General features: G+C 45.6%; 10 protein-coding genes, 1 tRNA gene and 2 pseudogenes. 8 read left to right on the forward strand and 5 right to left on the reverse strand.

Translation table 11 applies throughout. The features are described from left to right. Positions 1-49 precede the first annotated feature (49 nt). A complete protein-coding gene (locus QUA78_RS10215) occupies positions 50-6,109 on the forward strand; it encodes an AAA family ATPase (RefSeq protein WP_333301637.1) in 6,060 nt (2,019 codons plus the stop codon). A gap of 9 nt (positions 6,110-6,118) precedes the next feature. Then, positions 6,119-7,618: a response regulator gene (locus tag QUA78_RS10220; RefSeq protein ID WP_333301636.1), complete on the forward strand. Its 1,500-nt coding sequence runs from the start codon at positions 6,119-6,121 to the stop codon at positions 7,616-7,618. Between the two features lie 138 nt (positions 7,619-7,756). On the opposite strand, the pseudogene tnpC reads toward QUA78_RS10220, so the two are convergent. Beyond that, a pseudogene (gene tnpC / locus QUA78_RS10225) lies at positions 7,757-9,214 on the reverse strand (IS66 family transposase). A 375-nt stretch (positions 9,215-9,589) separates the two neighbouring features. Between tnpC and QUA78_RS10230 the strand changes: the two are divergent. The 4 genes and pseudogenes from QUA78_RS10230 to QUA78_RS32825 all read left to right on the forward strand — a co-directional run. Continuing rightward, entirely contained in the window at positions 9,590-9,979 is a 390-nt protein-coding gene (locus tag QUA78_RS10230) for a hypothetical protein (RefSeq protein WP_333301635.1), read from the forward strand. Between the two features lie 129 nt (positions 9,980-10,108). Continuing rightward, entirely contained in the window at positions 10,109-10,555 is a 447-nt protein-coding gene (locus tag QUA78_RS10235) for a hypothetical protein (RefSeq protein ID WP_333301634.1), read from the forward strand. A gap of 233 nt (positions 10,556-10,788) precedes the next feature. Continuing rightward, positions 10,789-11,007, forward strand: a complete 219-nt coding sequence (locus QUA78_RS10240; protein ID WP_333301633.1) for a hypothetical protein — start codon at positions 10,789-10,791, stop codon at positions 11,005-11,007. A gap of 43 nt (positions 11,008-11,050) precedes the next feature. Beyond that, positions 11,051-11,152: pseudogene (locus tag QUA78_RS32825) on the forward strand (hypothetical protein); the annotation flags it as partial. A 229-nt stretch (positions 11,153-11,381) separates the two neighbouring features. On the opposite strand, the gene QUA78_RS10245 reads toward QUA78_RS32825, so the two are convergent. The 3 genes from QUA78_RS10245 to QUA78_RS10255 form a co-directional block, all read right to left on the reverse strand. Next, positions 11,382-12,548, reverse strand: a complete 1,167-nt coding sequence (locus QUA78_RS10245) for a tyrosine-type recombinase/integrase (RefSeq protein WP_333301632.1) — start codon at positions 12,546-12,548, stop codon at positions 11,382-11,384. 133 nt (positions 12,549-12,681) lie between these two features. Continuing rightward, positions 12,682-12,754: transfer RNA gene (locus tag QUA78_RS10250), tRNA-Ala, on the reverse strand. Positions 12,755-12,906: 152 nt separating this feature from the next. Next, positions 12,907-13,110 (reverse strand): hypothetical protein, encoded by a 204-nt coding sequence (locus QUA78_RS10255; RefSeq protein WP_333301631.1) that lies wholly within the window; start codon positions 13,108-13,110, stop codon positions 12,907-12,909. A 251-nt stretch (positions 13,111-13,361) separates the two neighbouring features. On the opposite strand from QUA78_RS10255, the gene QUA78_RS10260 reads away from it, so the two are divergent. Further along, on the forward strand, positions 13,362-13,526 hold the full coding sequence (locus QUA78_RS10260) for a hypothetical protein (protein ID WP_333398769.1): 165 nt from the start codon (positions 13,362-13,364) through the stop codon (positions 13,524-13,526). Here the strand turns inward: QUA78_RS10260 and QUA78_RS10265 are convergent. Then, entirely contained in the window at positions 13,523-18,253 is a 4,731-nt protein-coding gene (locus QUA78_RS10265) for a glutamate synthase-related protein (protein WP_333301629.1), read from the reverse strand. The two genes, QUA78_RS10260 and QUA78_RS10265, sit on opposite strands and share 4 nt — an antisense overlap. Positions 18,254-19,357: 1,104 nt before the next feature. Between QUA78_RS10265 and QUA78_RS10270 the strand changes: the two genes are divergently transcribed. Beyond that, on the forward strand, positions 19,358-24,832 hold the full coding sequence (locus QUA78_RS10270; RefSeq protein ID WP_333301628.1) for an AAA family ATPase: 5,475 nt from the start codon (positions 19,358-19,360) through the stop codon (positions 24,830-24,832). The last annotated feature ends 108 nt before the right edge of the window (positions 24,833-24,940 follow it).

Raw genomic sequence — 24,940 nt, forward strand, 5'->3', positions numbered from 1 at the left:
AATCAGCCTTAACCTCACGCTCAATTCCCTTGCGATCGGTAGAAGAACAATGACTATCAACTTAGCTGGCTATCAATTCGTTGAAACCCTCCACAGCGGGATAAGAACTTCCGTCGATCGCGCTCGGAAGGATTCGGACCTTTCCAGCGTTATCATCAAAACGCTAAAGGCTGAGTACCCCACTCTCTCTGACATCACCCGCTTGCGGCACGAATATCAAATTCTGCACAGCTTGAACGTAGAAGCGATTATCAAACCCATTAGTTTAGAAAGCTATAAAAACGGCTTAGCACTGATATTAGAAGATTCAGGCTCAGAGTCTTTAAACGATTGGATGAAGGGTCAAAAACTCGCAATCCTTCAATTTCTTTCTATAGCCCTCCAGCTTGTCTCTGCCTTAGTAGAAATCCATAAAAATAACATTATCCATAAAGATGTCAAGCCACAAAATATTATCATCAACCCAGTCACAGAAAAAGTTCAACTCATTGATTTTAGCATCGCTTCCCGCCTAGAGCGAGAAAATCCAGCACTGTCGCATCCAGACTTGCTCGAAGGTACCCTGGCTTATATGTCGCCAGAACAAACCGGCAGAATGAATCGGTCAATTGACTACCGCACTGACTTTTATTCATTAGGCGTTACCTTCTATGAAATGCTGACCGGAGAGTTACCTTTTAACGCCCTAGATCCGCTGGAATTAGTACACAGCCACATTGCCAAAACTCCGATTCCCCCTCACCAGCTCAATCCTGAAATCCCGCCACAAATTTCAGCGATCGCCATGAAATTATTAGCCAAAAATGCTGAAGACCGCTATCAAAGCGCTGAAGGGCTAAAATTTGACTTAGAAACCTGTCTGGTCAACCTACAGGCTACCGGATCTATTTCCAACTTTGTTGCCGGCAGTGCTGACAAAGCAGGACAATTGAATATACCGCAAAAGCTCTACGGTCGCGAACCCGAAGTTAATAGGCTTCTGGAAACATTCGATCGCGTTGCCGATGGCACCACCGAATTAATGCTCGTTTCCGGTTATTCAGGGATAGGCAAAACAGTTTTGGTGAATGAAGTTCACAAACCCATCGTGCGGCAACGGGGTTATTTTATCGCGGGGAAATTCGACCAGTTCAAGCGAAATATTCCTTATGCTTCTCTGATTCAAGCATTCCAGTCCTTAATTGTGCAACTGTTAACCGAAGGCGAAGCAGAAATTCATATTTGGAAAGAAAAACTGTTATCCGCTTTAGGCGTTAACGGCCAAGTCATCGTTGACGTTATTCCTGAAGTAGAACTGATTATTGGCAAACAACCTCCCGTACAGCAACTAGGACCCACTGAATCTCAAAACCGTTTTAGTCGAGTCTTTAAACAATTTATTGGTGTATTTACAACCCTTGAACACCCCCTGGTTGTATTTCTAGATGACTTGCAGTGGGCTGATTCGGCATCGCTGAAATTAATTGAACTGCTGATGACTGATACCGATAGCAAGTATTTATTGCTGATTGGCGCATATCGAGATAACGAAGTTTTTCCGACCCATCCGACCGTTCAAACTATTGAAAAAATTCAACACGCGGGTGCGACTGTAAATAATATTGTACTCACCCCGTTACAAATAGTTCATGTTGAAGAATTAATTGCCGATACTTTAAATGAATCTGGCTGTTCGGAATCGCGGTCTGTAGAGACGCGAAATTTCGCGTCTCTACTTTTTAATAAAACCCAGGGCAATCCTTTCTTCTTAACGCAACTATTCAAAACCCTTTATCAGGAAGATTTGTTAACTTATGATTTATATTCTGGCATTTGGCAGTGGAATTTAGAGCAAATACAAGCTATTGGCATCACCGATTATAACGTTGTCGAACTGATTGCTAGGAATATTCGTAAGCTGTCTTCCGAAACGCAGAAAGTATTAAAAATGGCTGCTTGTATTGGCAATACTTTTAATTTAGAAGTCTTGAGCGTCGTTAATGAAGAATCCTCTTTACTCACGGCTGCACAGTTGTGGTCGGCACTTCAGGCTGGTTTAATTTTGCCCTTGAGCAATGAATACAAAATTCCGCTGGTATTTAGTCAGGAAGAATCAGGCGGATTTACCTTAACTGATGTTAAGGTTGACTACAAATTTTTACATGACAGAGTGCAGCAAGCCGCTTATTCTTTGATTCCCAATGAAGAGAAAAAACAGACGCACCTGAAAATCGGTCAACGGCTGCTGCAAAATACGACGCCGGAAGAACAAAAAGAAAATATCTTCGCTTTAGTAAACCAACTCAATTACGGTACTGACTTACTTACAACTGAAACAGAAAAATACGAACTAGCGCAACTCAATCTCATCGCTGGACAGAAAGCAAAAGCAGCAACAGCACACGATTCCGCCGTCAAATATTTGCAAGTGGGTTTATCTCTGCTGGCAGAAGATAGCTGGGAGAGTCACTATGAACTGGCATTAGCACTGCACGAGGAAATAGCGGAGGCGGCATTTCTCAGCGGTGATTTTGAAGGAATGCAGGGCTTCGTTGAGATAGTACAAAACTGTGCGCCAACGCTGCTAGAAAAAATTAAAGTATACGAAGTCCAAATTCAAGCTTATATATTGCAGAATAAGCTATTAGAAGCAATTAATACAGCATTAGAAGTTTTAAAGCTGTTAGGGATAGAGTTTCCTTCTGATCCGAATCCATCAGATATTGAGCAGGCACTAGGGGAAACTGCGGCAATTTTAAAGGGGAAGCGAATTGAGGATTTAGTTGATCTACCTCAAATGACCGATCCAAATAAATTAGCAGCCATAAGACTTTTATCAAGAATTTTTACTCCTACATATATTGCTGCTCCACAACTGTTGCCTTTAACATTGTGCAAACAAGTAGATTTATCCGTCCAATATGGCAATGCTTCCGTGTCTCCTTTTGGTTTTGCCAATTATGGTCTTCTGGTTTGTGGAGTTGTGGGAGATATTGAGTCGGGTTATCAGTTTGGTCAATTGGCTTTAAATCTATTATCAAAGTTAAATGCTCAAGAAATCAAAGCCAAGACAGTTGTCATAGTGAATGTATTTATCCGACATTGGAAAGAGCATCTGAGAGAAACCTTAGAGCCGTTGATGTCAGCTTACTCTACGGGACTGGAGACGGGAGATTTAGAATATGCAGGCTATAGTTTAATGCTGTACTCCTATTTCGCTTACTTTAGTGGCAAAGAACTGACTGTCCTTGAAAGAGAGATGGCTAATTACAGAAATGCTGTTTATAAAATTCAGCAAAAAACAGCCTTTAATTATATAGAAACCTTTTGGCAGGCTACCTTAAATCTGCTCGGCAAAAGTGAAAATCCCTCTCTTCTAAAGGGTGAAGTCTGCGATGAGGAGATAAAGTTGCTATTGCACCAGCAAGCAAACGACAAAGCCGGAGTGGCCTACGTATATTGGAACAAACTTTTACTGAGTTACTGGTTTGAAAATTACTCAGAAGCGATTGAAAATACTACTATAGCAGAGAAGTATTTAGACGCACTGGTAGGATTGCCCCCTGTTCCTGTTTTCCATTTCTACGATTCTTTGGTGTGGTTGGCGGTGTATACCGATCGCCTACAGTCAGAGCAACAGGAAATTCTCGATCGCGTACAAGCAAATCAAGAAAAAATGCAAAAATGGGCGCATCATGCCCCCATGAATCATCTGCACAAATATTATCTAGTGGAGGCAGAACGGCATCGGGTTCTAGGAGAAAAAGTCGAGGCGATCGAGATGTATGACAGGGCTATTGCCCTCGCCAAAGAAAACGAATACATCAACGAAGAAGCACTCGCCCACGAACTCGGTGCCAAATTCTATCTGTCATGGGGTAAAGAAGCTATTGCCAAAACCTACATGACAAATGCGTATTACGCATACATACGCTGGGGAGCAACAGCCAAAATTGAGCATTTAGAAAAACGCTACCCCGAATTACTCGCCGCCGTGCTTCACCAAAAAAACAGCGAAAATGCCGGCGAAACAATTATGCAGACGCTCCAGGGAACCATCACTTCCACCGGATCGGGAATTTCAGAGTTTCTGGATTTGGCAACGGTGATGAAAGCATCGCAAGCGATTTCTGGTGAAATTATTCTGGCTAACTTGCTCGACAAGTTAATGAAAATTTTGATAGAGAATGCTGGCGCGGAAACTGGATTGCTCATCCTGTCAAAGAACGGGGAATTTTTCATAGAAGCAGCGGGAAATAAAGATGATGTGCGAGTGTTGCAATCTCTACCAACATCAAGCAGCCAGCACTTGCCTATATCGATACTGAATTACGTCGCCCGAACTCAGAAAGATGTCTTTTTAAACGATGCCAATCGCGAGGGAACCTTTAACACTGACCCCTACATCACCCAACACCAAATAAAATCTATTCTGTGTACGCCGATCGTCTATCAAGGCAAACTCACTGCGATCCTTTACCTAGAAAATAACCTAACAGCGGGCGCTTTTACGCAGAAGCGGGTGGAAGTATTACGGATGTTATCAGGACAAGCTGCGATCGCCCTTGAAAATGCCAATCTCTATCACACCTTAGAAGTCAAAGTAGAAGAACGAACCGAAGAATTAAAAGCCAAAAATACGCGCATGGAAATAGAAATTAAAGAGCGACAACGCGCCGAGCAAGTCGCCGAAGCGGCAAACCGCGCCAAGAGCCAATTTCTCGCCAACATGAGCCACGAACTTCGCACACCGCTCAATGGCATTTTAGGTTATACCCAAATCCTCAAGCGAGATAAAAATTTAACCAGTCCGCAAAATTCTGGTATTAACATCATTCACCAGTGCGGCGAACACCTGCTGACTCTGATCAATGATGTTCTAGACATCTCCAAAATTGAAGCCGGAAAAATGGAACTCTACCTCACCGAGTTTCGCCTGTCGGACTTTCTCCAAGGCATTGCTGAAATCTGCCGGGTTCGCGCGCAACAGAAGGGAATCTCTTTGATTTACGAACCGCTAACTCAACTTCCCACTTGCGTCCGCGGCGATGAAAAAAGGTTGCGGCAAATTCTGATCAACTTACTGGGCAATGCCGTAAAATTCACCGAAAAAGGAGGCGTTACTTTCAAAGTAGACTCCGTGATGACGGGGCAATCTGTATCATCACCAATGGGCGATAACCAATCCCTAATAGCTAAAATTCGTTTCCAAGTAGAAGATACGGGCATTGGCATCGAACCGGAGCAAGTGTCAAAGATATTTTTGCCCTTCGAGCAAGTCACCGGGTCAGTTCGCCAGACAGAGGGAACCGGATTGGGACTCGCAATTAGTCGCCAATTAGTTGAGATGATGGGCGGCGAACTGAAAGTAGAAAGCTCTTTAGGTAAAGGCAGTAATTTCTGGTTTGAGTTAGAAATACCGGTTGCTGAAAACTGGGAAAGCCATCAAAAAGAACCTGAAAAAATTATCAGGAGTTTCTTAGGGGAGCGACGGAAACTTCTAGTGGTTGACGACCGCTGGGAAAATCGCTCTGTTCTCGTTAATCTTTTAGCTCCCATTGGCTTTGAATTGATGGAGGCAATCGACGGTCAAGACTGCCTGAATAAAGCACTGTCATTTCAACCCGACTGTATTATAATTGACTTAGTAATGCCAGTGATGGACGGCTTTGAAGCGGTGCGGCGGCTCAGAAAAATTCCTGCCTTGAAGGATGTAATTGCGATCGGCACTTCAGCTAGCATTTTAGCCGCCGATTCCCAGGGGATTTTCCAGGCTGGTTGCAACGCTTTTCTCCTAAAACCAATTCGGGCAGAACAACTGTTAGAATGCTTGGGCGAGCATTTAGGGCTAGAATGGATTTATGAGGAGCGAACAACTTTCAGTTCAGAAGGTATCTTCACACATCCCCCTTCCCTAATCCAAGACCAACAACTGATTGCTCCCCCTTCGGAAGAAGTTGCAGTCCTGTTCGATTTAGCCATGAAAGGTGAACTCCTCAGTATTGAGGAGCGAGCCAGCAAGCTGAAAGCAATAGATATGCGTTATGCACCTTTTGCCAATCAGTTGCTTGAATTAACTAAAAACTTTGAAGAGGACAAATTAGTAGAATTTGTTCAACAGTTTAGATGAGGATTAAGAATGAGTAGCGAATCTTTAAACAGAGGAACCATTTTAATTGTGGATGATACGCCCACTAATTTGGGTTCAATATTAGATTTTTTGAGCGCATCTGGCTTCACTGTTTGGGTAGCTCGCAGTGGGTCTAGCGCTCTCAAAAAAGTGCAATATTCCCAGCCTGATTTAATTTTGTTGGATGTTTTGATGCCAGAAATGGACGGCTTTGAGACCTGCCAAAACCTGAAAGCGAATGAGTTAATTAAAGACATCCCAGTCATTTTTATGACCGCGCTGGACGATACAGAAAGCAAAGTCAAAGGCTTTAATGTGGGGGGAGTTGATTATATCACTAAGCCCCTTCAACACGCAGAGGTTTTAGCTCGCGCTATCACGCACCTGAATCTGCGAAATTTAACTAAAAAGCTTCAGGCACAAATTGTCGAGCGCGAGCGAGCGCAAGCCGACCTGCAAGTTTTGACACAAGAGCTAGAGACGCGAGTAGAAGAGCGCACCGCTGAACTTTCCCAAACGAATGAACGCCTCAAGCAGGAGGTTGCTGAACGCAAGCTTGCAGAAGCAGCTTTGCAAGCATCGGAAGCGCGAGAGCGGCACAAAGCCCTACAGCTCGAAAATTCCCTGCACGAACTCAAGCAGGTGCAAAGCCAGCTCATTCAGAGCGAAAAAATGTCCGGGCTAGGCCAACTCGTAGCTGGGGTCGCCCATGAAATCAATAATCCAATTAATTTTATTTATGGAAATCTTTCCTATGCTCTGGAATATTCAAAAACTTTGGTCACTATCCTTGACCTCTACGAAAAGCACTATCCCAATCCGGTTCCAGATATACAAGCAGAAATCGCAGCAAGCGAGCTAGATTATCTCAAAGACGACTTGCCTAAAATGTTCAAATCGATGTACTTAGGAGCCGATCGCATCCGCGAAATCGTTTTATCTTTGCGCCTCTTCGCACGGCAAGAAGGATATGAAATGAGATCGGTCAACCTTCACGAAGGGATGGACAGCACGCTGATGATTTTACAGAGCCGGCTAAAATTTAAGTCAGACCGCCCCTCGATAGAAGTAGTGCGGGACTATTGCCCAAACCTGCCCGCAGTGGACTGTTATGGGGGAGAAATGAATCAGGTATTTATGAATGTACTTGCAAATGCGATCGATGCTATTGATGAGTGGAACACGCAGAGATCGCTAGAAGAAATTAAAGCGAATCCTAGCGTGATTCGGATTAGCACAGAAGTAACAAGCAACAATTGCGTAGCTGTCCGAATTGTGGACAATGGGCCAGGGATCTCGGAAGAGGTTCGTCGCCACGTATTTAACCCGTTTTTTACGACAAAACCCCCCGGTAAGGGTACAGGGATTGGGTTGTCGATTAGCTGGCAAATTGTAGTGGAAAAACACCGGGGAAGCTTGGAGTGTATTTCTGCACCAGGCAGGGGAACAGAGTTTACTATTCAGATTCCGATTGGGCAGGAGTCTCCTGTCTTGTCGCTCTCAGCTTGATGCTCTGCAAAAAAAGTTAGTGATACCAAATCCGGTTATGTTAGACTACTAACAAATCAACCCCAGTTAAACCTGAGTTAAACCAGTAATAATTGGTAATATTTTTGATTGCCTGACTCATTGTTTGAAGGTAAGGATTCAGGTCTTTGATTGGGGAATAAGAGAAGGCATAAATAAGTCACAAGAATGGGCAGATAGAGCATCACGGAAAAAATCTATTGCACGAATACCTTGAAACCGACAAGTCTGAATCACAGATAACAAATCAGCAGTTTGTTCAAACCGAGACATAGAGCGGGAACCGCCAGATACCTTACGCTTAGTCACAGCCGAGGAGCAGAGAACGTTCCGCCAAATTATTGTCAGGGGGAATTTCAGGGTGGTCTAAAAAATACCACCATTGGTGCGCTTTCTCACGCAATGAACGCAGTAAAAGTCCAGCAGCATAACCAACATGACCTTGCCAAGTATTTAACAATTCTGCTACAGAGACCTTAAAGTCCCTTGCCCAAGTATGATAATCTAATTCTTCAGGCTGCTCGCGCCATTTTCGATGTTGTCGGAATGCCTCATCAATTAAATCCAAGAACGCAGAGGCGACGACAGTGTTGTTACCGTGGCCCATTTGCAGAACTTTCTTAAAATGTCGCCGTAGATGAGCTAAACATTTCTGCTGCGCTCCCACCTCAATACCGTTGTAGACGCTAAAATCATCAGAACTCAATACTCCAGCAAACTCATTCCCGAGCATTGCTTCTAATTCTGAGCGACTGCGAGTGTCTGCCGCATGGAACAGGCAAAAATCTTTACCTGTCGCTGTCCATAACCATTCTTTGACTCCCTTGACACACCACGGAGTCTCATCCACATGGATGCTAGGTTGTAATGGTGCCCATTTCCACAAGGCTTCAACGGCCGGCTTTACAGCATTGGCTACCCGGGCGTTTGTTGCTTGTAAGGTGCCGATCCCAATTTCGATTCCACCTAATTCCCGCAGCAATTCTTGTTGTTTTTCAGAGGATAGATGCCCATAATTACCTAACCATACTAATAATGCTTGTAGGTGGATGCTCAAGTCTTGTCCTGCCACTATGCCCGGTGAGGCAGGTCCGAGTGCCATTGCTCCACATTCTAGGCATTGACACTTGACTCGTTGATATTCCACTACTTCAATTGGTCTGGCAACCGGCACAGGCTACCTGCTGCTTGCTGTAACCAATCATCTCACTTAATTCTCTGCTACCACAATGCTCACTCATTGTCAGGAGTGCTGATTTGATATCTATCCACTCGTCCAAATCCTTTTCGGGTTTTGCCGATATGTCCTGGCTGTCCTCCTGGTTTACGCTTAGACTCTGGCTCTGACTCTTTTAAGCCATCGACTTTGGCTGTCTCTGATTTCTGTATCAGATCGCTCGATGGGGGTTTCGATGATGTTTTGCTATTACTGGGCTGTCTCTCTTTGAGCTTTTCGAGTTCTTGTTCTAATTTTTCAATGAGCTTCTGTTGTCTGAGCACAATTTTGACCAGTTCCTCACGGCTCAAGTGCTCAACTATTTCCATTTTTAGTGCTGATAACTCTGGTTTTTCGCTCATCTGACTACATTACCATATTTCTCGGCTCTCAATGACAATACTTCGGACAGTTTTATATCTAATCGAGTGTCCGAAACCCAGACTGGCTATATGGTGGACTATTATTTCAAGGTTTAAGTCCAGCCCTAAGTTTCCTAAAATGCGTTAAAAATGGCAGGGCTTTCTCTGTAAGGCTTACAGGGCCGTTAAAAAACTGTCCGAAGTATTGCAATGAACTATTTTTTACCTGAATCCTTACCTCTAAGTTTGCTTTTTTTGGCATAGTTATTGACGGTTTTACTTTTCTTTCACTATCTCAACTTCGGAGGGTTGGCGCGAGCGAGCGCTACGCCGGGCGTGTTTTTTGCTTTCGTCTCCCCCAAGACCCACGGTAGAATGACACTTTTAGTCTTTCACTCGAAAATTGCCCGAAGCCTCGATCATAAGTCGTTTACCATAATCGGATTTGGTATCACTGAGGAATTCCAAACCTCAGACCCTTGGGAAGATTTCATTGTCAGCTACACCGAGCACCGTGACTATCTTCGGCTCAGCGATCTGCTCAGCCATCTTCAAGTTGATTTGAGTCGGCAAGAGCGATCGCACCAGATGCGCTGCTCAGCCATCCTTAAAAAAATGGGATGGGAAGGAGAGTTCCGAATGATCCGAGAGAAGCGAGTTCGGGTTTGGGCAAAACTCGAACCAGATGAACTCGCTGATCGAGCTCGCAATCGACCTACTCAAAAAACCGAGGTCGATCGCGAGGTTGATCACCTTGCTCCGTAAGACTTTGATCGACCCGATCGACCCGATCACCCTTTTTCCCAAACTTTAAAAATTCGAGATCAGACTGCTTATCCGTTAGCGAAGCCCTCGAAGAGGATCGTTGATTCGACTGCTGATTCGACTACTGATTTGACTGTTGATCCGAGCGCCAACTCAACAAAATTTAAGAATGCTGACTCGACGGGAGAAGAAGATTTTGAGAGTTTGGGTGAAAAGGATGATCGGGTCGATCGGGTCGATCAAAGTCTTACGGAGCAAGGATTAATTTCTGATCGACCTCATGAAAAAAAGGTTGATTATCAAAAAAATGAGGTCGATCAGCAGGTTCAGCAGGAAGAGGAAATAACCGAGCTAGTCAAATTTATTCGGTTAGCGATCGAAACGGGCGATCGGGAAGTAGCCAAAGATATTCACAGTGTCCTAAAGGAAGTTTGCTGCGCCGGTGCCGCCGATCGCCAAAAAGTCTGGTCGATGCTGACCGAAGCCGAAAAAGTCGCTTTCACTGCATTGCTCACACCCACACCCTCGAAGAAGGAGACAGGAGTTAGGAGGAGACAGATTCCTCTTCCCTCCTGACTCCTCCTCTCCTGAATACTTTCCCTACCACATCTGAACCTATATCGGAACCCATACCTACATCTGAACCTATATCGGAACCCATACCTACATCTGAACCTATATCGGAACCAACACCACCTATAACCACACCTGTATCTGCACTCCTATCCGAATCCACAGCCGAATCTCGTGCCGAACAGGTAACTGAAGAAGATGCGAAAAAACTTCGAGATATTGCTCTGATTTGGTGGATGGAATTTTACCCCGATCGGATGCAAGCTCTTCTAACGCAAATGTATGCCTGGAAAGCGCCAGGAAATAAATATGAGACGGCTGTGATAGTTCAGTGGTTGGAAGGAGAGGATGATTTAGTTCGCGATCGAATCAATCAATTGATATCGCTCAAAAATAACATCGCAACTCAGCAACTAACAACAGATGAGGAAACAGAAACAAACTATGACAAATGAAGGGAAAAATTAAGCTCAACTAACTAAAGTCACAGTTGAACAAAAATTCAAGCTCAAAGTTTATGGCGCTCGGACTCAATTACTTTCTGCAGAAGAAGCGCCAATATTGCTTATCGAAATGATGCGCCAAAAAAGGATAACGTAATCAAACATTTACTCAATTATGAAAATGGATAATTTCTGTAACGCTAGCACTGCTTGCAAAATTTTAAAATGTAGCGCAAGAACCCTAATCCGGTACAGACAAAACAATAAACTTTTAGAAGGCATTCACTGGAGGCCAAATCCCAGCGGGAAAGTTCTCTATAATTCTGTTCTTCAGGATCAATTAATAATGTGCAATAGGGATATCAATCACCCCGATCATCAGAAATTTATGGAGAGGTATCTGAGCGATCGACCGGAGAATCAGCCTTTAAAACCGGGGACAAAACCGGGTCGAAAGCAGGGTTCAATGCGGGGAGCAAGTCTGGTAGCCGTGCTGGGTTGACGAGTCCGGCATAATTTTCGTACAAAGTGCGGACATTGTGGCCGGTGAGCGATGCCACAGCGACCGGATTGATGCCAGATTCCAAACCATGAGAAATTAGTGTGTGTCGGGTGGTATAGGGTCGCCGATAATCAATCCCTAATTCAGCAAGCGCTGGTTTCCAGTAGCGCTTACAGAAATTCTTGGAGTCGATCGCACAGCCGTTTGTGCTGGTGAAAATTAAATCGTCGGGCATTCCCTTAGTTGGTCGTCGATTTAGCAATAGCTGTTGAAGCGTCCGTGTTAGCGGCACCGTGCGCGCTTTGTTGGTCTTCGTGCCATTACGAGCGCCATTACTCAAACTTTCACCAATCCAGATGCGAGCGCAGTTGGCGGAACAATGTCGCCAGATCAGAGCTGCTGCTTCCCCGGTGCGGAGGCCGACACCGAACTTGAATTCCACATAGTCCGCATAATGTTTCAAATTGGAGTTTGAGCGGAATTTCTGGACGATGGCGCTTATTTCGGTCAGTGTGAACGGTTCTGGGCGCTGTTTGGGCGGAACCGAAACCTTGACATCAGCCCAAGGATTTTCGAGAACCAGCTTCTTTTTTAGCGCCCATTCCCAGCAAGCATTGATCAAAACGATCCGTTCGCGTACCGTAACGGGTTCAAGTTTCTGTGCCAAAAATTCCTTAAATTTCAGTCCCACACTTTCAGAAACAGAAATCGCTGTTTTGCTTTTGAAAAACTCAGAAACGTGTTTTTGTAGTGCGAGATATTTATTTAAGCCACCGATCGAGATGGTATGGCGCTTATATTCGACAAATTGGTCAAAAAGCTGAGAAACAGAAATGGATTCATATTTCTGAGGCTTGTACTTGCTCAGGGAGGGGTCAAAATTGTTGGTAGCCATATCAAGCTCAATTTGCTGAGCTTTCATGGAAGCAACTTTCTGATTGATGGTTGTGTCCGATAAACCCATGTATAACGAAAAGCGTTTACCCTGCCATGACCAGGCAAGTCGTAGACGCTCTTTGAAAACTTCAATATTTACTGAACCTTTTGGCATATCGAAAATTTATCGTAAATTTATCGTAAAAAATGTCTGGAGTTGTCTGCTGCTGTCGTCCTAATTGAGAATGTCCAATATAACAGTTTTGAGGGATAAACGACAAAACCCGCTCTGTGAACGGGTTTCTTTATGGAGAATAGCGGGCTCGAACCGCTGACCCCTACAATGCCATTGTAGTGCTCTACCAACTGAGCTAATTCCCCTTTCTTTTCGCGCTCTCAATCATGCCTTAAGTGACCAATATTTGTCAAGCTTTTTGGGTAAATTAGTTTTGAACCTTGGATTGGCAAGGCTTTCGGCTTTTTTCCAAAAAAATCTCTTCGCTTCCGGACAATGGTCAATCCCCTACTATGATTTAGTAAGTGTGTTGGGATATTTCGGTCAAATGGCTCAAACAAGACCCCATGAGAAAGTAGACGACTACCAGAGCCGCGGCTGAGACAGCAACTAGGGTCCCGGCTAGCATTAGTGAAAATTCCCGTTGCGCGATCGCCTCTTGCATTAAGTGCAAAGACCAGGCAACGAGGGCAACGTCAATTATTAAAATAGAAATCAGCATAAGTTACGATTTGTAACAGCTTACCTATTGTAACAAAACTTTTCGCTCAGTGCAGATAAGCTTACGCGTATTTAACTTTTGCTGTACAACCCGGAGGGAGCAGCGGAAAGCTACTGACAAAAAATGATAGGTTTTCTTGATAATTACGATATGCAAACTAAATGAGAGCTAGCTCAGCTTTATAGGTGGCGTTTTTGACTTGGAAGCCAGCGATCGCAATTTTTTGAGGGGGTAGGCTGCGATCGAGCGTTTTGAGTATAACTGATTTGATAGCAATTTTTGCACAGAGAAAAGAAAATGCGATCGCGACTTTTGTTTTAGCCAACCGCAAACAATCAGAAATTGTTGAGTATGTGAACCTTAAAAAAGGGGCAACTCGCGTCACCCCTCATCTATTTAACCAACTGCAAAATTAAACTTCCACAGCAATCTTTTGTTCCGAAGCCTCCGGCGAATTCGCTTCACTCGGCGGCACAACTTGCCAGAACTTAGGCAAATATTCCGACCAATTTGCTAAAATCTTCTCAGCTTTCTTGCTGCCGGTTCGATCGCGCTGAGCCTCAATCAACTCCTTCAACTGCGCCTCCCCAGCAGCCGTACAAACGCGCTGCATCTTCACAATCTCCCCGTTGACGTGAGCCGGGAAACTGCCATCTTCATCGAGGAAATAAGCCAAGCCGCCAGTCATTCCAGCGCCGACGTTGCGGCCGACTTTTCCCAACACGACGATCGCGCCGCCAGTCATGTACTCGCAGCAGTGATCGCCCGCACCTTCAATGACTGCTTTCGCCATCGAGTTACGCACCGCAAACCGTTCGCCAGCTTTACCCGCAGCCAACAGAGTTCCGCCCGTCGCACCGTACAAACAAGTGTTACCGACGATCGCATTTTCAGAAGCATCATAAGTCGCACCAGCAGGCGGTGCGATCGCGATTTCGCCACCGTGCATCCCCTTACCAACGTAGTCGTTGGCTTGGCCTGACAGCACCAGCGTCATCCCCGGCAAATTGAACGCGCCGAAGCTTTGGCCCGCGCTACCAGTGAAGTTGAGGGTGATTTGACCGCTAAAGCCGGTGTTGCCGTGTTGCTGCGCGATCGCACCTGCTAAACGCGCGCCTACAGTGCGATCGGTATTCACCAATTTTACACTCTTGCTAACAGTGCCGTGATTGGCGATCGCACTTTGAATCTCAGCATCCGCGAGCAAATCGTCATCTAACACTGGCCCGTTGGTGTGTACGCCGCCGTGCACCGAGAAAGATCGATCGCTCTTAGTATCCGGTAACTTGGTCAAACAATCCAAATTAATCGCTTGAGTTTTAGTTAGTTTCACCCCATCCCGCATTTTCAGCAAATCCGCGCGGCCGATGATATCTGCGATCGACTTATAACCCAATTTTGCCAGCAAACTCCGCACTTCTTGTGCTACGAAATAGAAGAAATTAACCACGTGTTCCGGCGTACCCGGGAACCGTTTCCGCAAGTGTTCTTGTTGAGTTGTCACCCCCACCGGACAAGTATTCATGTGGCAAACGCGAGCCATAATACAGCCTTCTGCAATCATTGCCACCGTGCCGAAACCGTACTCTTCGCCGCCCATCAAAGCGCCTACAATCACGTCCCAGCCGCTTTTAAAGCCACCGTCAACGCGGAGCAAAACTCGATCGCGCAATTTATTTTCCATCAGCACCCGGTGAACTTCTGTCAACCCGAGTTCCCACGGAGAACCTGCGTGCTTGATCGAACTCAAAGGAGAAGCACCGGTGCCGCCATCGTGGCCGGAAATTTGAATCACATCAGCATTTGCCTTGGCTACACCGGCGGCTACAGTCCCGATGCCGACTTCCGACACCAACTTCACCGAAACTCCTGCTTTCGGATTGATTTGGTGCAAGTCAAAAATCAACTGCGCCAAATCCTCGATCGAATAAATGTCGTGGTGAGGAGGAGGCGAAATCAGCGTGACACCCGGTTTCGATCGGCGCAAATAAGCAATGTACTCGCTCACTTTCGGCCCCGGCAATTGACCGCCTTCACCTGGTTTCGCACCTTGTGCGATTTTAATTTCGATTTGTTGGGCGTTCATCAGGTACTCAGGAGTCACCCCGAAGCGTCCCGAAGCTACTTGTTTGATGGATGAAGAAGCTGTATCGCCGTTCTGCAAACCTTTCAAGTGAGGTAGCGTTTGTGAGAAACCGGCCTCGCTCACATCGTTTAGCACTTTGTAGCGCACCGGGTCTTCGCCGCCTTCGCCGGAGTTGGATTTGCCGCCGATGCGGTTCATGGCAATCGCGAGAGTTTCGTGGGCTTCCGGCGACAAAGCGCCGAGAGACATACCGCCGGTGGCGAACCGCTTGACAATATCTGCTACAGATTCTACATCTTCGATGGCAATGGGAGGACGATCGCTCGCAAAATCCAGCAAATCCCGCAAAGCCGTTACCGGGCGGTTTTCGAGCTGTTGCTTGTAAACCTCGTAGTGATCGTAAGCCGTTTCAGAATTTTTGACACCAATTGGTGTCATTTTTGGTTCGGCCCCATTGCCGTTACCGTTAGTCTGAGCCTTAAAAGTAGTCACAGCCTTGTGCAAAGCCTTCGCCATTTCCGGGCTGTTCATGTGATATTCGCCGCCCCGGCGGTACTGCACGAAGCCGTAATTTTCCAGCTTTTTGAGGTGCAATTCTGGGAAAGCCTGACTGTGGAAAGACATTACCTCGTTAGCGAGTTCCGCCACACTCAAACCGCCGATGCGGGAAACAGTGCCTTTAAAGCCCAAATCGAGCAAATCGCCGCCAATGCCGATCGCCTCAAAGATTTGCCCTCCTTGATAGCTAGACAGCAGCGAAATCCCCATTTTCGACATAATCTTCAGCAAGCCGTTTTCCACCGCTGTGCGGTATCTAGCTTGAGCTTGTGTCACGGTAATATTGGGAACTTTGCCGTGCTGCATCAAGTTTTGAGTCTTGGCGTCAGACCACCAGGCGCGCACGCTTTCCAAAGCCAGGTAAGGGCAAACAGCCACCGCCCCGTAACCGAGCAAACAAGCGAAGTGGTGAGTGCTCCAACATTGGGCGGTATCGACAACTAGGGAAGTTTGCATCCGCAGGCCGACGCTAATTAAGTGGTGGTGAACCGCACCAACTGCCAGGAAGGGCGGAATATAAGTGCATTCTGCACTCAATCCAACAGAAGATCCATCGCCTTCTTTCTTCAAAAGTCGATCGCTCAAAATCAGAATCCTCGAACCCTCGCGCACCGAAGCAGCCGCTTCTTGACAAAGTTGCTCGACTGCGGTTTTCAAACCTCCTGGCCCGGCAGAAATTTTGTAAAGCGTTGACAATTCGGTAGCTGGGAAAGACTTTTGCTCTTTCAAGAAAGACAGTTCAGCGTCGTTGAGTACGGGGGAATCAATTTTCAGCCGCTTGGCATTTTCCGGCACTGCTTGCAGTAAATTGCCCCGCAGGCCGACACTCATCGTCAGCGACATCACCATCCCCTCGCGCAGGGGGTCGATCGGCGGATTTGTGACTTGAGCGAACCGCTGTTTGAAATAGTTGTACAGCAACTGAGGCTTTTCTGACAGCACAGCTAAGGGAACGTCATCGCCCATGCAGAAAGTCGGTTCTTTCCCAGAACTCGCCATCTCGACGATCACCATGTCCAAATCTTCGGCCGTGTAGCCGAAAGCAGTTTGGGTTGCTAACAGCGTTTGCGAGTCGAGGGTTGCTGTTTCGGCAAAAGGCTGCGGCTGCAAGATTTCGCGGTTTTGTTTCAGCCATTCGCCGTAGGGATGCCGCTTAGCAATTCGCTGCTTGAGTTGCCAATTTTTGAGAATTTCCTTGGTTTGCAGGTCAACTGCAATCATTTGTCCGGGTCCCAAACGGCCTTTTTCGACAATATCTGCTTCGGGAATATCGACAACTCCGGCTTCGGAAGCCACAATTACCAAACCGTCTTTAGTAATGCAGTAGCGGGCCGGCCGCAAACCGTTGCGATCGAGCGTAGCACCTACTTGTTTGCCGTCGCTGAACACCAGCAGTGCGGGGCCGTCCCAAGGTTCTTGAATGCCGCTGTAATACTCGTAAAAATCGACAATTTCGGGATAAGGAGCCAAATCCGGCTGATTTTTGTAGGCTTCGGGCACCATAATTGTTAGGGATTCTAGGGGGGTGCGGCCGGAGTGCACCAACAATTCCATCACGTTGTCCAAGTTTGCCGAATCGCTGCTGTCGGAATTGACAATTGGGTTGAACGTGTCGATGTCCGCTTGACTCCAATTCGGGTGAGATAAATTCGCTTGCCGCGCCTTCATCCAGGTAATATTGCCCAACAGCGTGTTAATTTCCCCGTTGTGTCCCAGCAAGCGCATGGGCTGGGCTAAGTGCCAGCGTGGCATCGTGTTGGTGCTGAAGCGCCGGTGATAGACGGCAAAGGAGCTTTTATAAGCGGGATTTTTCAGGTCTGGGTAAAATTCTGCCAGTACGGCCGATCGCACCATGCCTTTATAGACGATCGTGCGGCAGGAGAAAGAGCAAGTATAAAAGTCTTGGCGGGTGAAGTTGGGCCGATTTGACAGGGCGTGTCCGATCGTGCGGCGCGCCAGAAATAGGTGTCTGTCGAGTTCGTCTCCGGCTAATTGCGGTGAACTGACAATTACTTGTTCGATTTGAGGTTGATTTTCTAGCGCTTGCTCGCCCAAAACCGACGGTACGATGGGAACTTTGCGCCATCCCAAAACTTTCAGCCCGCGATCGGTCAGAACTTGCTCAACCACTTGCCGCGCTATAGTCGCTTGAAATTTATCTTGAGACAGGAACAGCATTCCCACGCCGCAGTTTTCCCGTGCGGGAGGCACAATTCCCTGTTCGGCAAACCAAGCATCCAGCAATTCCCAAGGAATCGCGGTCATTAAACCCGCACCGTCGCCGGAATCCGAGTCGGCGCTGCAACCGCCGCGGTGTTCCAGACAAGTTAAAGCTGGGAGCGCTTTTTGAATTAAGGAGTGAGTAGCTGCACCGTTTTGGTTGGCAATAAAACCCACACCGCAGGCATCTCTTTCTTCCACTAACCAGCTTTGGCCGGCATAGGGTGTTCCTCGCTGAGTCTGATGCACGTTTCTGTTTGGATCGATCGTGTTACCCATGTTGATTGAATGTTATTTCCGTGATTGTGTGGTTGATGCGTTTTTATAGCTCGGAGAGAAAGCTGCCGAGCGGTGGGAGCCTAGTAAACTTTAAGACAGCACATTGGAAGCTGATTTGATTAAAAATTTACGTCTATGCGGCCTGTACTTAGCACTGAAACCCTGTTTGCAGATTTTAAATTATCTCGCTCGCATCCTCTCGGAGATGTCTCCTAGAATACCCTGCTGTTAAAAAGCAGTGATTCTTTGGGAAATCGCCGCCCTGCAACTAGATACATTGCAGGCGATTCCCTACGGGATAGCTGCGCTTCACGAGTTTTTTGGGTGTTTTTTTCCTGAGTCCGCAAGGGTAGCCTTGCAGCGAACACGGGTAGATAGTAAATCTAGCTTTATTTTGTTGGCTGCGCTGTTGAGTTGGTTTAGTCAGCGCCCGCAGACACAAAACCCACCTGCCCGGTCAGTCGGTAGGTGCAATGTAGCAGCGCGGTTCACAACTCGTGAAACCTGTCTTATTGTGCAGTCAACTCTCGGGCCGCGAACATCAAGTGTATCAAGAAACCGATCGAATTTCACCAATTACAGTCAGAGTTTGCGCGCAACTCTTGTAAGCGATCGTCCAGAACCCAGGCTAAGATGCCTGGCCGAAAAACGTTGACAGTTGTCCATAAGCTGTTGCGGCATTTAAATTGTCTGTCAAAAAAAATCAAAGTCTTGTGGGGTGTCCCGCCCGGGGAGAATATACAATTTAAATGCGCGACAGCTTAACCCTAACAAGAATCTCAGTTTATTTAGGGCCGAGAGTGTCAAAAATCATCTCATAATTATGCCAAGCCTATTAATTGGCTTCTGAAGTTCCTCTGCCTTGAACTGCTGTCGTTCAATCAGCTTTAGCTAAGTCATTTTCTACTTAGTCTCAACTGCCGTATCAACAGCTCTTACATAAAATATTAAGTCTTGTTTTTCAAATAGCTCTTTCATAATTCGATCTCCAAAATATGTTAAGAAAAATGTAATTCAAGCAATAGCACGGGAGATAGAGCGACAATAGTAGATATCAACTCTAAAAAGCTTTTGGCTTGACATTAGCAGTAGGAATACGTAGATATGACTGAGATCACAAATTTTTTTCTGGGATATCACATAAACGAGCAAATATACGCAGGCAATCGAACTCTAGTTTATCGCGGTATTCGCTCGGAAAATGGGCAACCCGTCGCGATCAAACTACTGCGAAAAGACTTTCCCAGCTTCAACGAATTGGTTCACTTCCGCAACCAATACGTGATTGCTAAAAACTTAAATATCCCCGGCACTGTCAAGGCATACAGCCTGGAGAGCTATCATAACCGCTATGCTCTGGTGATGGAAGACTTTGGCGGAATTTCCTTAAGTAACTACCTCTCAAGTATTGCATCCGCTAGCAACGAACCTCTAGAAGGCTTGCCCGTTAACGAGTTTTTTCCGATGGCGATTCAAATTGCCAACGCCCTTGACGGACTTCATCGCCACCGAGTCATCCATAAAGACCTCAAGCCCGCCAACATTCTCATTAACCCGGTCAGCAAAGAAGTCAAGCTGATTGATTTGAGCATCGCTTCCCTGCTGCCGCGCGAAACCCAAGAAATTCAAAATCCTAACGTCCTCGAAGGCACTTTACCATACATATCTCCCGAACAAACTGGGCGGATGAACCGAGGCATTGATTACCGCACAGATTTCTACTCGCTAGGAGTAACATTCTACGAATTACTAACAGGAAAGTTGCCATTCCAAACAGACGATCCAATGGATTTGGTACACTGCCACCTCGCCAAACAACCTATCCCAGCCTCAATTGTCAACCAGAGCGTTCCATTAGTGCTGTCTCTTATTGTCAGCAAACTGATGGCGAAGAATGCTGAAGACCGCTATCAAAGCGCCCTAGGACTCAAGTACGATTTGGAAACTTGTTTGTACCAGTGGCAAGAGACAGGGGCGCTGACTAACTTTAAAATAGGGCAGCGAGATTTGTGCGATCGCTTCATCATCCCCGAAAAATTATACGGTAGAGCAAGCGAAGTATTCTCCCTGCTATCCGCCTTCGAGCGCGTGAGTGCGGGAAGCACCGAAATGATGCTCGTTGCCGGTTTCTCCGGCATTGGCAAAACCGCTGTCGTCAACGAAGTTCACAAACCAATTGTCAGACAGCGAGGCTACTTTATTAAAGGCAAATTTGACCAATTCCAACGCAACCTACCCTTTAGTGCATTTGTCCAAGCTTTTCGCGATTTAATGGGACAATTGCTATCGGAAACAGATGCGAAAGTTGAACAATGGAAATCAGAAATTTTGACAGCTTTAGGCGATAGCGCTCAAGCGATAGTTGAAGTCATTCCCGAACTTGAACGAATTATCGGACAGCAACCGCCAGTCCCGGAACTTTCTGGCAGTGCCGCTCAAAATCGCTTTAACTTGTTGTTTGAAAATTTCATTCAAATCTTCACCACAAAAGAACATCCCTTAGTAATTTTCTTGGACGATTTGCAATGGGCAGACTCAGCATCGTTAAAATTAATTCAACTGCTGATGAGTGCTAGCGATAACTGCTATCTCTTATTAATTGGAGCTTATCGGGATAACGAAGTATTTCCAGCGCATCCATTGATGCTGACGTTAGCAGAAATTCAAAAAACTGAAGCAAAGGTGAATACTATTACCTTAGCTCCGCTCGATCGTTCCGACGTAAATAGTTTAGTTGCCGATACTCTAGCTTGTTCTACAGCGTTGGCTCTGCCTTTAACAGAACTCGTTTATCAGAAAACCCTAGGCAATCCATTCTTCAGCACACAATTCCTCAAATCTTTGCATGAAGATGGGCTAATTGAATTTAATTTTGAAGCTCGGTATTGGCAGTGCGATATTGCCCGAGTGCGAACCTTGGCACTAACGGATGATGTAGTAGAATTCATGGCACTTCAGTTGCGAAAGTTGCCAACCAGGACGCAGGAAGTTTTAAAATTAGCTGCTTGTATTGGCAATCAGTTCGATTTGGCGACGTTAGCAATTGTTGATGAAAATTCGCCAGTAGAAACCGCAACAGCTTTATGGAAGGCACTACAAGATGGGTTAATTTTACCCATTACCGAAGTTTATAAGTTTTATCAAACAGAGGAAAATAGCGAATCGGTAATCGGGAATGGTCAGGAATTTGACCAATTATCAATTACCCACGACCAAGTACCCAAATATAAGTTTTTACACGATCGCGTCCAACAAGCTGCCTATTCCCTGATTCCTGAAGACCAAAAGCGATCGACTCACTTAAAAATCGGTCAACTGCTGTTAAAGAATACGCCCGAAGCCGATCGAGAAGAAAGAATCTTTGATATTGTCAACCACTTAAATGTGGGAGTTGAGCTAATTACCCAGGAGGCAGAACGCGAGCAATTAGCAGGATTGAATCTGGTTGCAGGAAAGAAAGCCAAAGCTGCTACTGCTTATTCGGCTGCGGTTGAATACTTCAAAATAGGTAGGGAATTACTGACAGCAAATAACTGGCAAAATCAATATGAAATGACGTTATCACTGTACTCAGAAGGAGCAGATGCGGCATATCTAAACGGTGACTTTGACGGGATGGAAGAATTGGCATCAGTGGTGGAAAGCTGCGCCAAAATGCTACTGGACAAAGTCAAGGTATATGAAGTACAGATAGAAGCTTATATGGCGCAAAATAAGCTACAGGAAGCGCTGAATACGGGACTACAAGTTTTAAAACTGTTGGGGGTAGAGTTTCCCTCCGAGCCAAATCCGTCTGATATTGGGCAGGCATTAGGGGAAACTGCGGCAATTTTGAACGGGAAGCGAATTGAGGATTTAATTGAGCTGCCTCAAATGAGGGAGCCCTATAAACTAGCAGCCATAAGACTTTTATCAAGTATCTTTGCTACTGCATACCTTGCTGCTCCTGCACTGTTGCCTTTGACTGTGTGCAAACAAGTACAATTATCCGTCCAATATGGGAATGCTTCCGTTTCTCCCTTTGCTTACGCCAATTATGGTTTTCTTCTTTGTGGAGTTGTGGGAGATATTGATTCAGGTTATCAGTTCGGTCAATTGGCTTTAAGTCTAGTGTCAAAGTTAAATTCTCAAGAAATCAAAGCCAAGACAGCCTTCGTAGTAAATTTCTTGATCCGACATTGCAAAGAGCATCTCAGAGAAACCTTAGAGCCTTTGGTGTCAGCTTATTCGAGCGGAATGGAGACAGGAGATTTAGAATATGCAGCCTATAATTTATTACAGTATTCCTGTTCAGCTTACTATAGTGGCAAAGAACTGACTGCCCTTGAAAGAGAGATAGCAAGAAACAGAGATGCTATTGATAAAATCAAACAAAAAAAACCGCTTAATTATATAGAAATTTATTGGCAGGCTGTCTTGAATCTGCTGGGAAAAAGTCAAAATTCCTGCATTCTTAAGGGTGAAGCCTACGATGAGCAGATCAAGTTGCTAGTTTACCAGCAAACAAATGACCAAGTGGGATTTGCCTACATATATTTAAACAAGTTTTTACTTTGTTATTGGTTTGAAAAATACTCAGAAGCGATTGATAATATCGCTCTAGCAGAGAACTATTTAAATGCAGTAATAGGAATGCCCGTTGTTCCTGTTTTCCATTTCTACGATTCTTTGGGGCGGTTGGCGGTGTATTCTGACACTCCACAGTCCGAACAACAGAAACTTCTCAACAGAGTACAAGCTAATCAAGAAAAAATGCAAAACTGGGCGCATCATGCCCCCATGAATCATCTGCATAAATTCTATCTAGTAGAGGCCCAACGGCATCGGGTTCTAGGAGAAAAAGTCGAGGCGATAGAGATGTACGATCGCGCCATTGCCCTTGCTAAAGAAAACGAGTACATCAACGAAGAAGCTTTAGCTAACGAACTCGCGGCTAAATTCTACTTAGAATGGGGCAAAGAGAAACTCGCAAAACCCTATTTAATCGATGCCTACTATGCCTACGCTCGTTGGGGAGCAAAAGCGAAGATTGACCACCTAGAAAAGCGTTATCCCCAACTTCTTGCTGCTATCCTACAAGCGAATCAAAATCGTCAGCATCCGAACGAAACAATTCACACCTCCACCAATGGATCATCATCCATCTCTAATAGTAATAGGACAATTATTGGCAGCACCAGCAGTTCGGAGTTAGTAGATTTGCCAACCGTGATTGAAGCGTCTCAAGCTCTCTCCAGCGAAATCGAGCTAGAGCAATTGCTGACTACTTTGATGCAAGTGGTTGTGAAGAATGCCGGAGCACAAACCGGAGCATTAATTTTAAATGAAGAGGGAAATTGGAGAGTTGCCGTCCACTGTACAAATCGTCAAGATTGCCATCTAGACTCTCTGCTAGTTGAAGAGAGTCAAGCAATTCCTCTGAGCTTAATTAATTATGTCAAACGCACAAAAGAAACCTTAGTGTTTGATAATGTCAGCACTCAAACCACGTTTGCTTCTGACTCTTACATCATCCAACAGCAACCCAAGAGTGTTTTATGCACTCCCATTCTCCATCAAGGCAAAGTCATGGGGATTTTGTATATAGAGAATAATCTCACAACGGGGGCGTTTACGCGCGATCGCGTCGCCATCCTCAACATCCTCTGCTCGCAAGCAGCAATTTCCTTACAGAACGCGCGACTGTATCAACAATCTCAGGAATATGCCCAAAAATTAGAGGTTTATCTCAACGATCTCAAACAGATGCAGTTGCAATTGGTGCAGGGTGAAAAGATGTCTGCTCTGGGAAACTTAGTCGCAGGGGTAGCCCACGAAATTAACAATCCCGTAGGCTTTATCGCCGGCAATTTGCAACCCGCTCAAGAATATCTACAAGATTTGTTCGAGCTAATCGATCTATATCAAGATAGTTTTCCCAAGCCAGGATCTAAAATTGAAGAAAAAATTGAGGATATAGACTTGGAGTATTTGCGAGAAGATTTGCCGAAATTGATTAGCTCAATGAACGAGGGAGTCGATCGCATCCGCAATATCAGTACGAGTTTGAGAACGTTTTCGAGGGCAGATAGCGATCGACCAGTTTCTTTCAATATTCACGACGGACTCGACAGCACTCTGCTGATTCTCAAGCACCGTTTAAAAGCCAGCGAGTTCCGCCCTGCTATTGAAGTTGTGAAAGAGTACGGTAACTTACCCCTCGTAAAATGCTTTCCCGGACAGTTGAACCAGGTATTTATGAATGTACTGGCTAATGCCATTGATGCTCTGGAGGAGTCAAATAAGGGGCGCATTTTTAGTGAAATTAAAGCCCTACCCAATCAAATCACGGTTCAAACTGCTCTGAGCGAATCCAACAATCAGGTTTTGATTCGGATTAAGGATAATGGAGTGGGGATGTCGAACTCAGTCAAGGAAAACATCTTTAACCATTTATTTACAACTAAGTCTGTGGGTCAAGGAACCGGATTAGGATTGTCTATAGCCCGCCAAATTGTGGTGGAAAAACATGGAGGTACGTTACTCGTAAATTCCTCCGTGGGGCAGGGTTCGGAGTTTGTGATTTCTCTTCCGGGGTGAGCAGTTGGTAGTAGATCTTTAGGGCAATTAGCGCCGCTTAGTAAGAAGAAACATACGGATATTCCTGGTTTCTAGATCCCCATGCGTTTAGGAATGAAATTGTGAGTT

This window comes from Microcoleus sp. K4-B3 (assembly GCF_036704615.1).
GTDB lineage: Bacteria > Cyanobacteriota > Cyanobacteriia > Cyanobacteriales > Microcoleaceae > Microcoleus.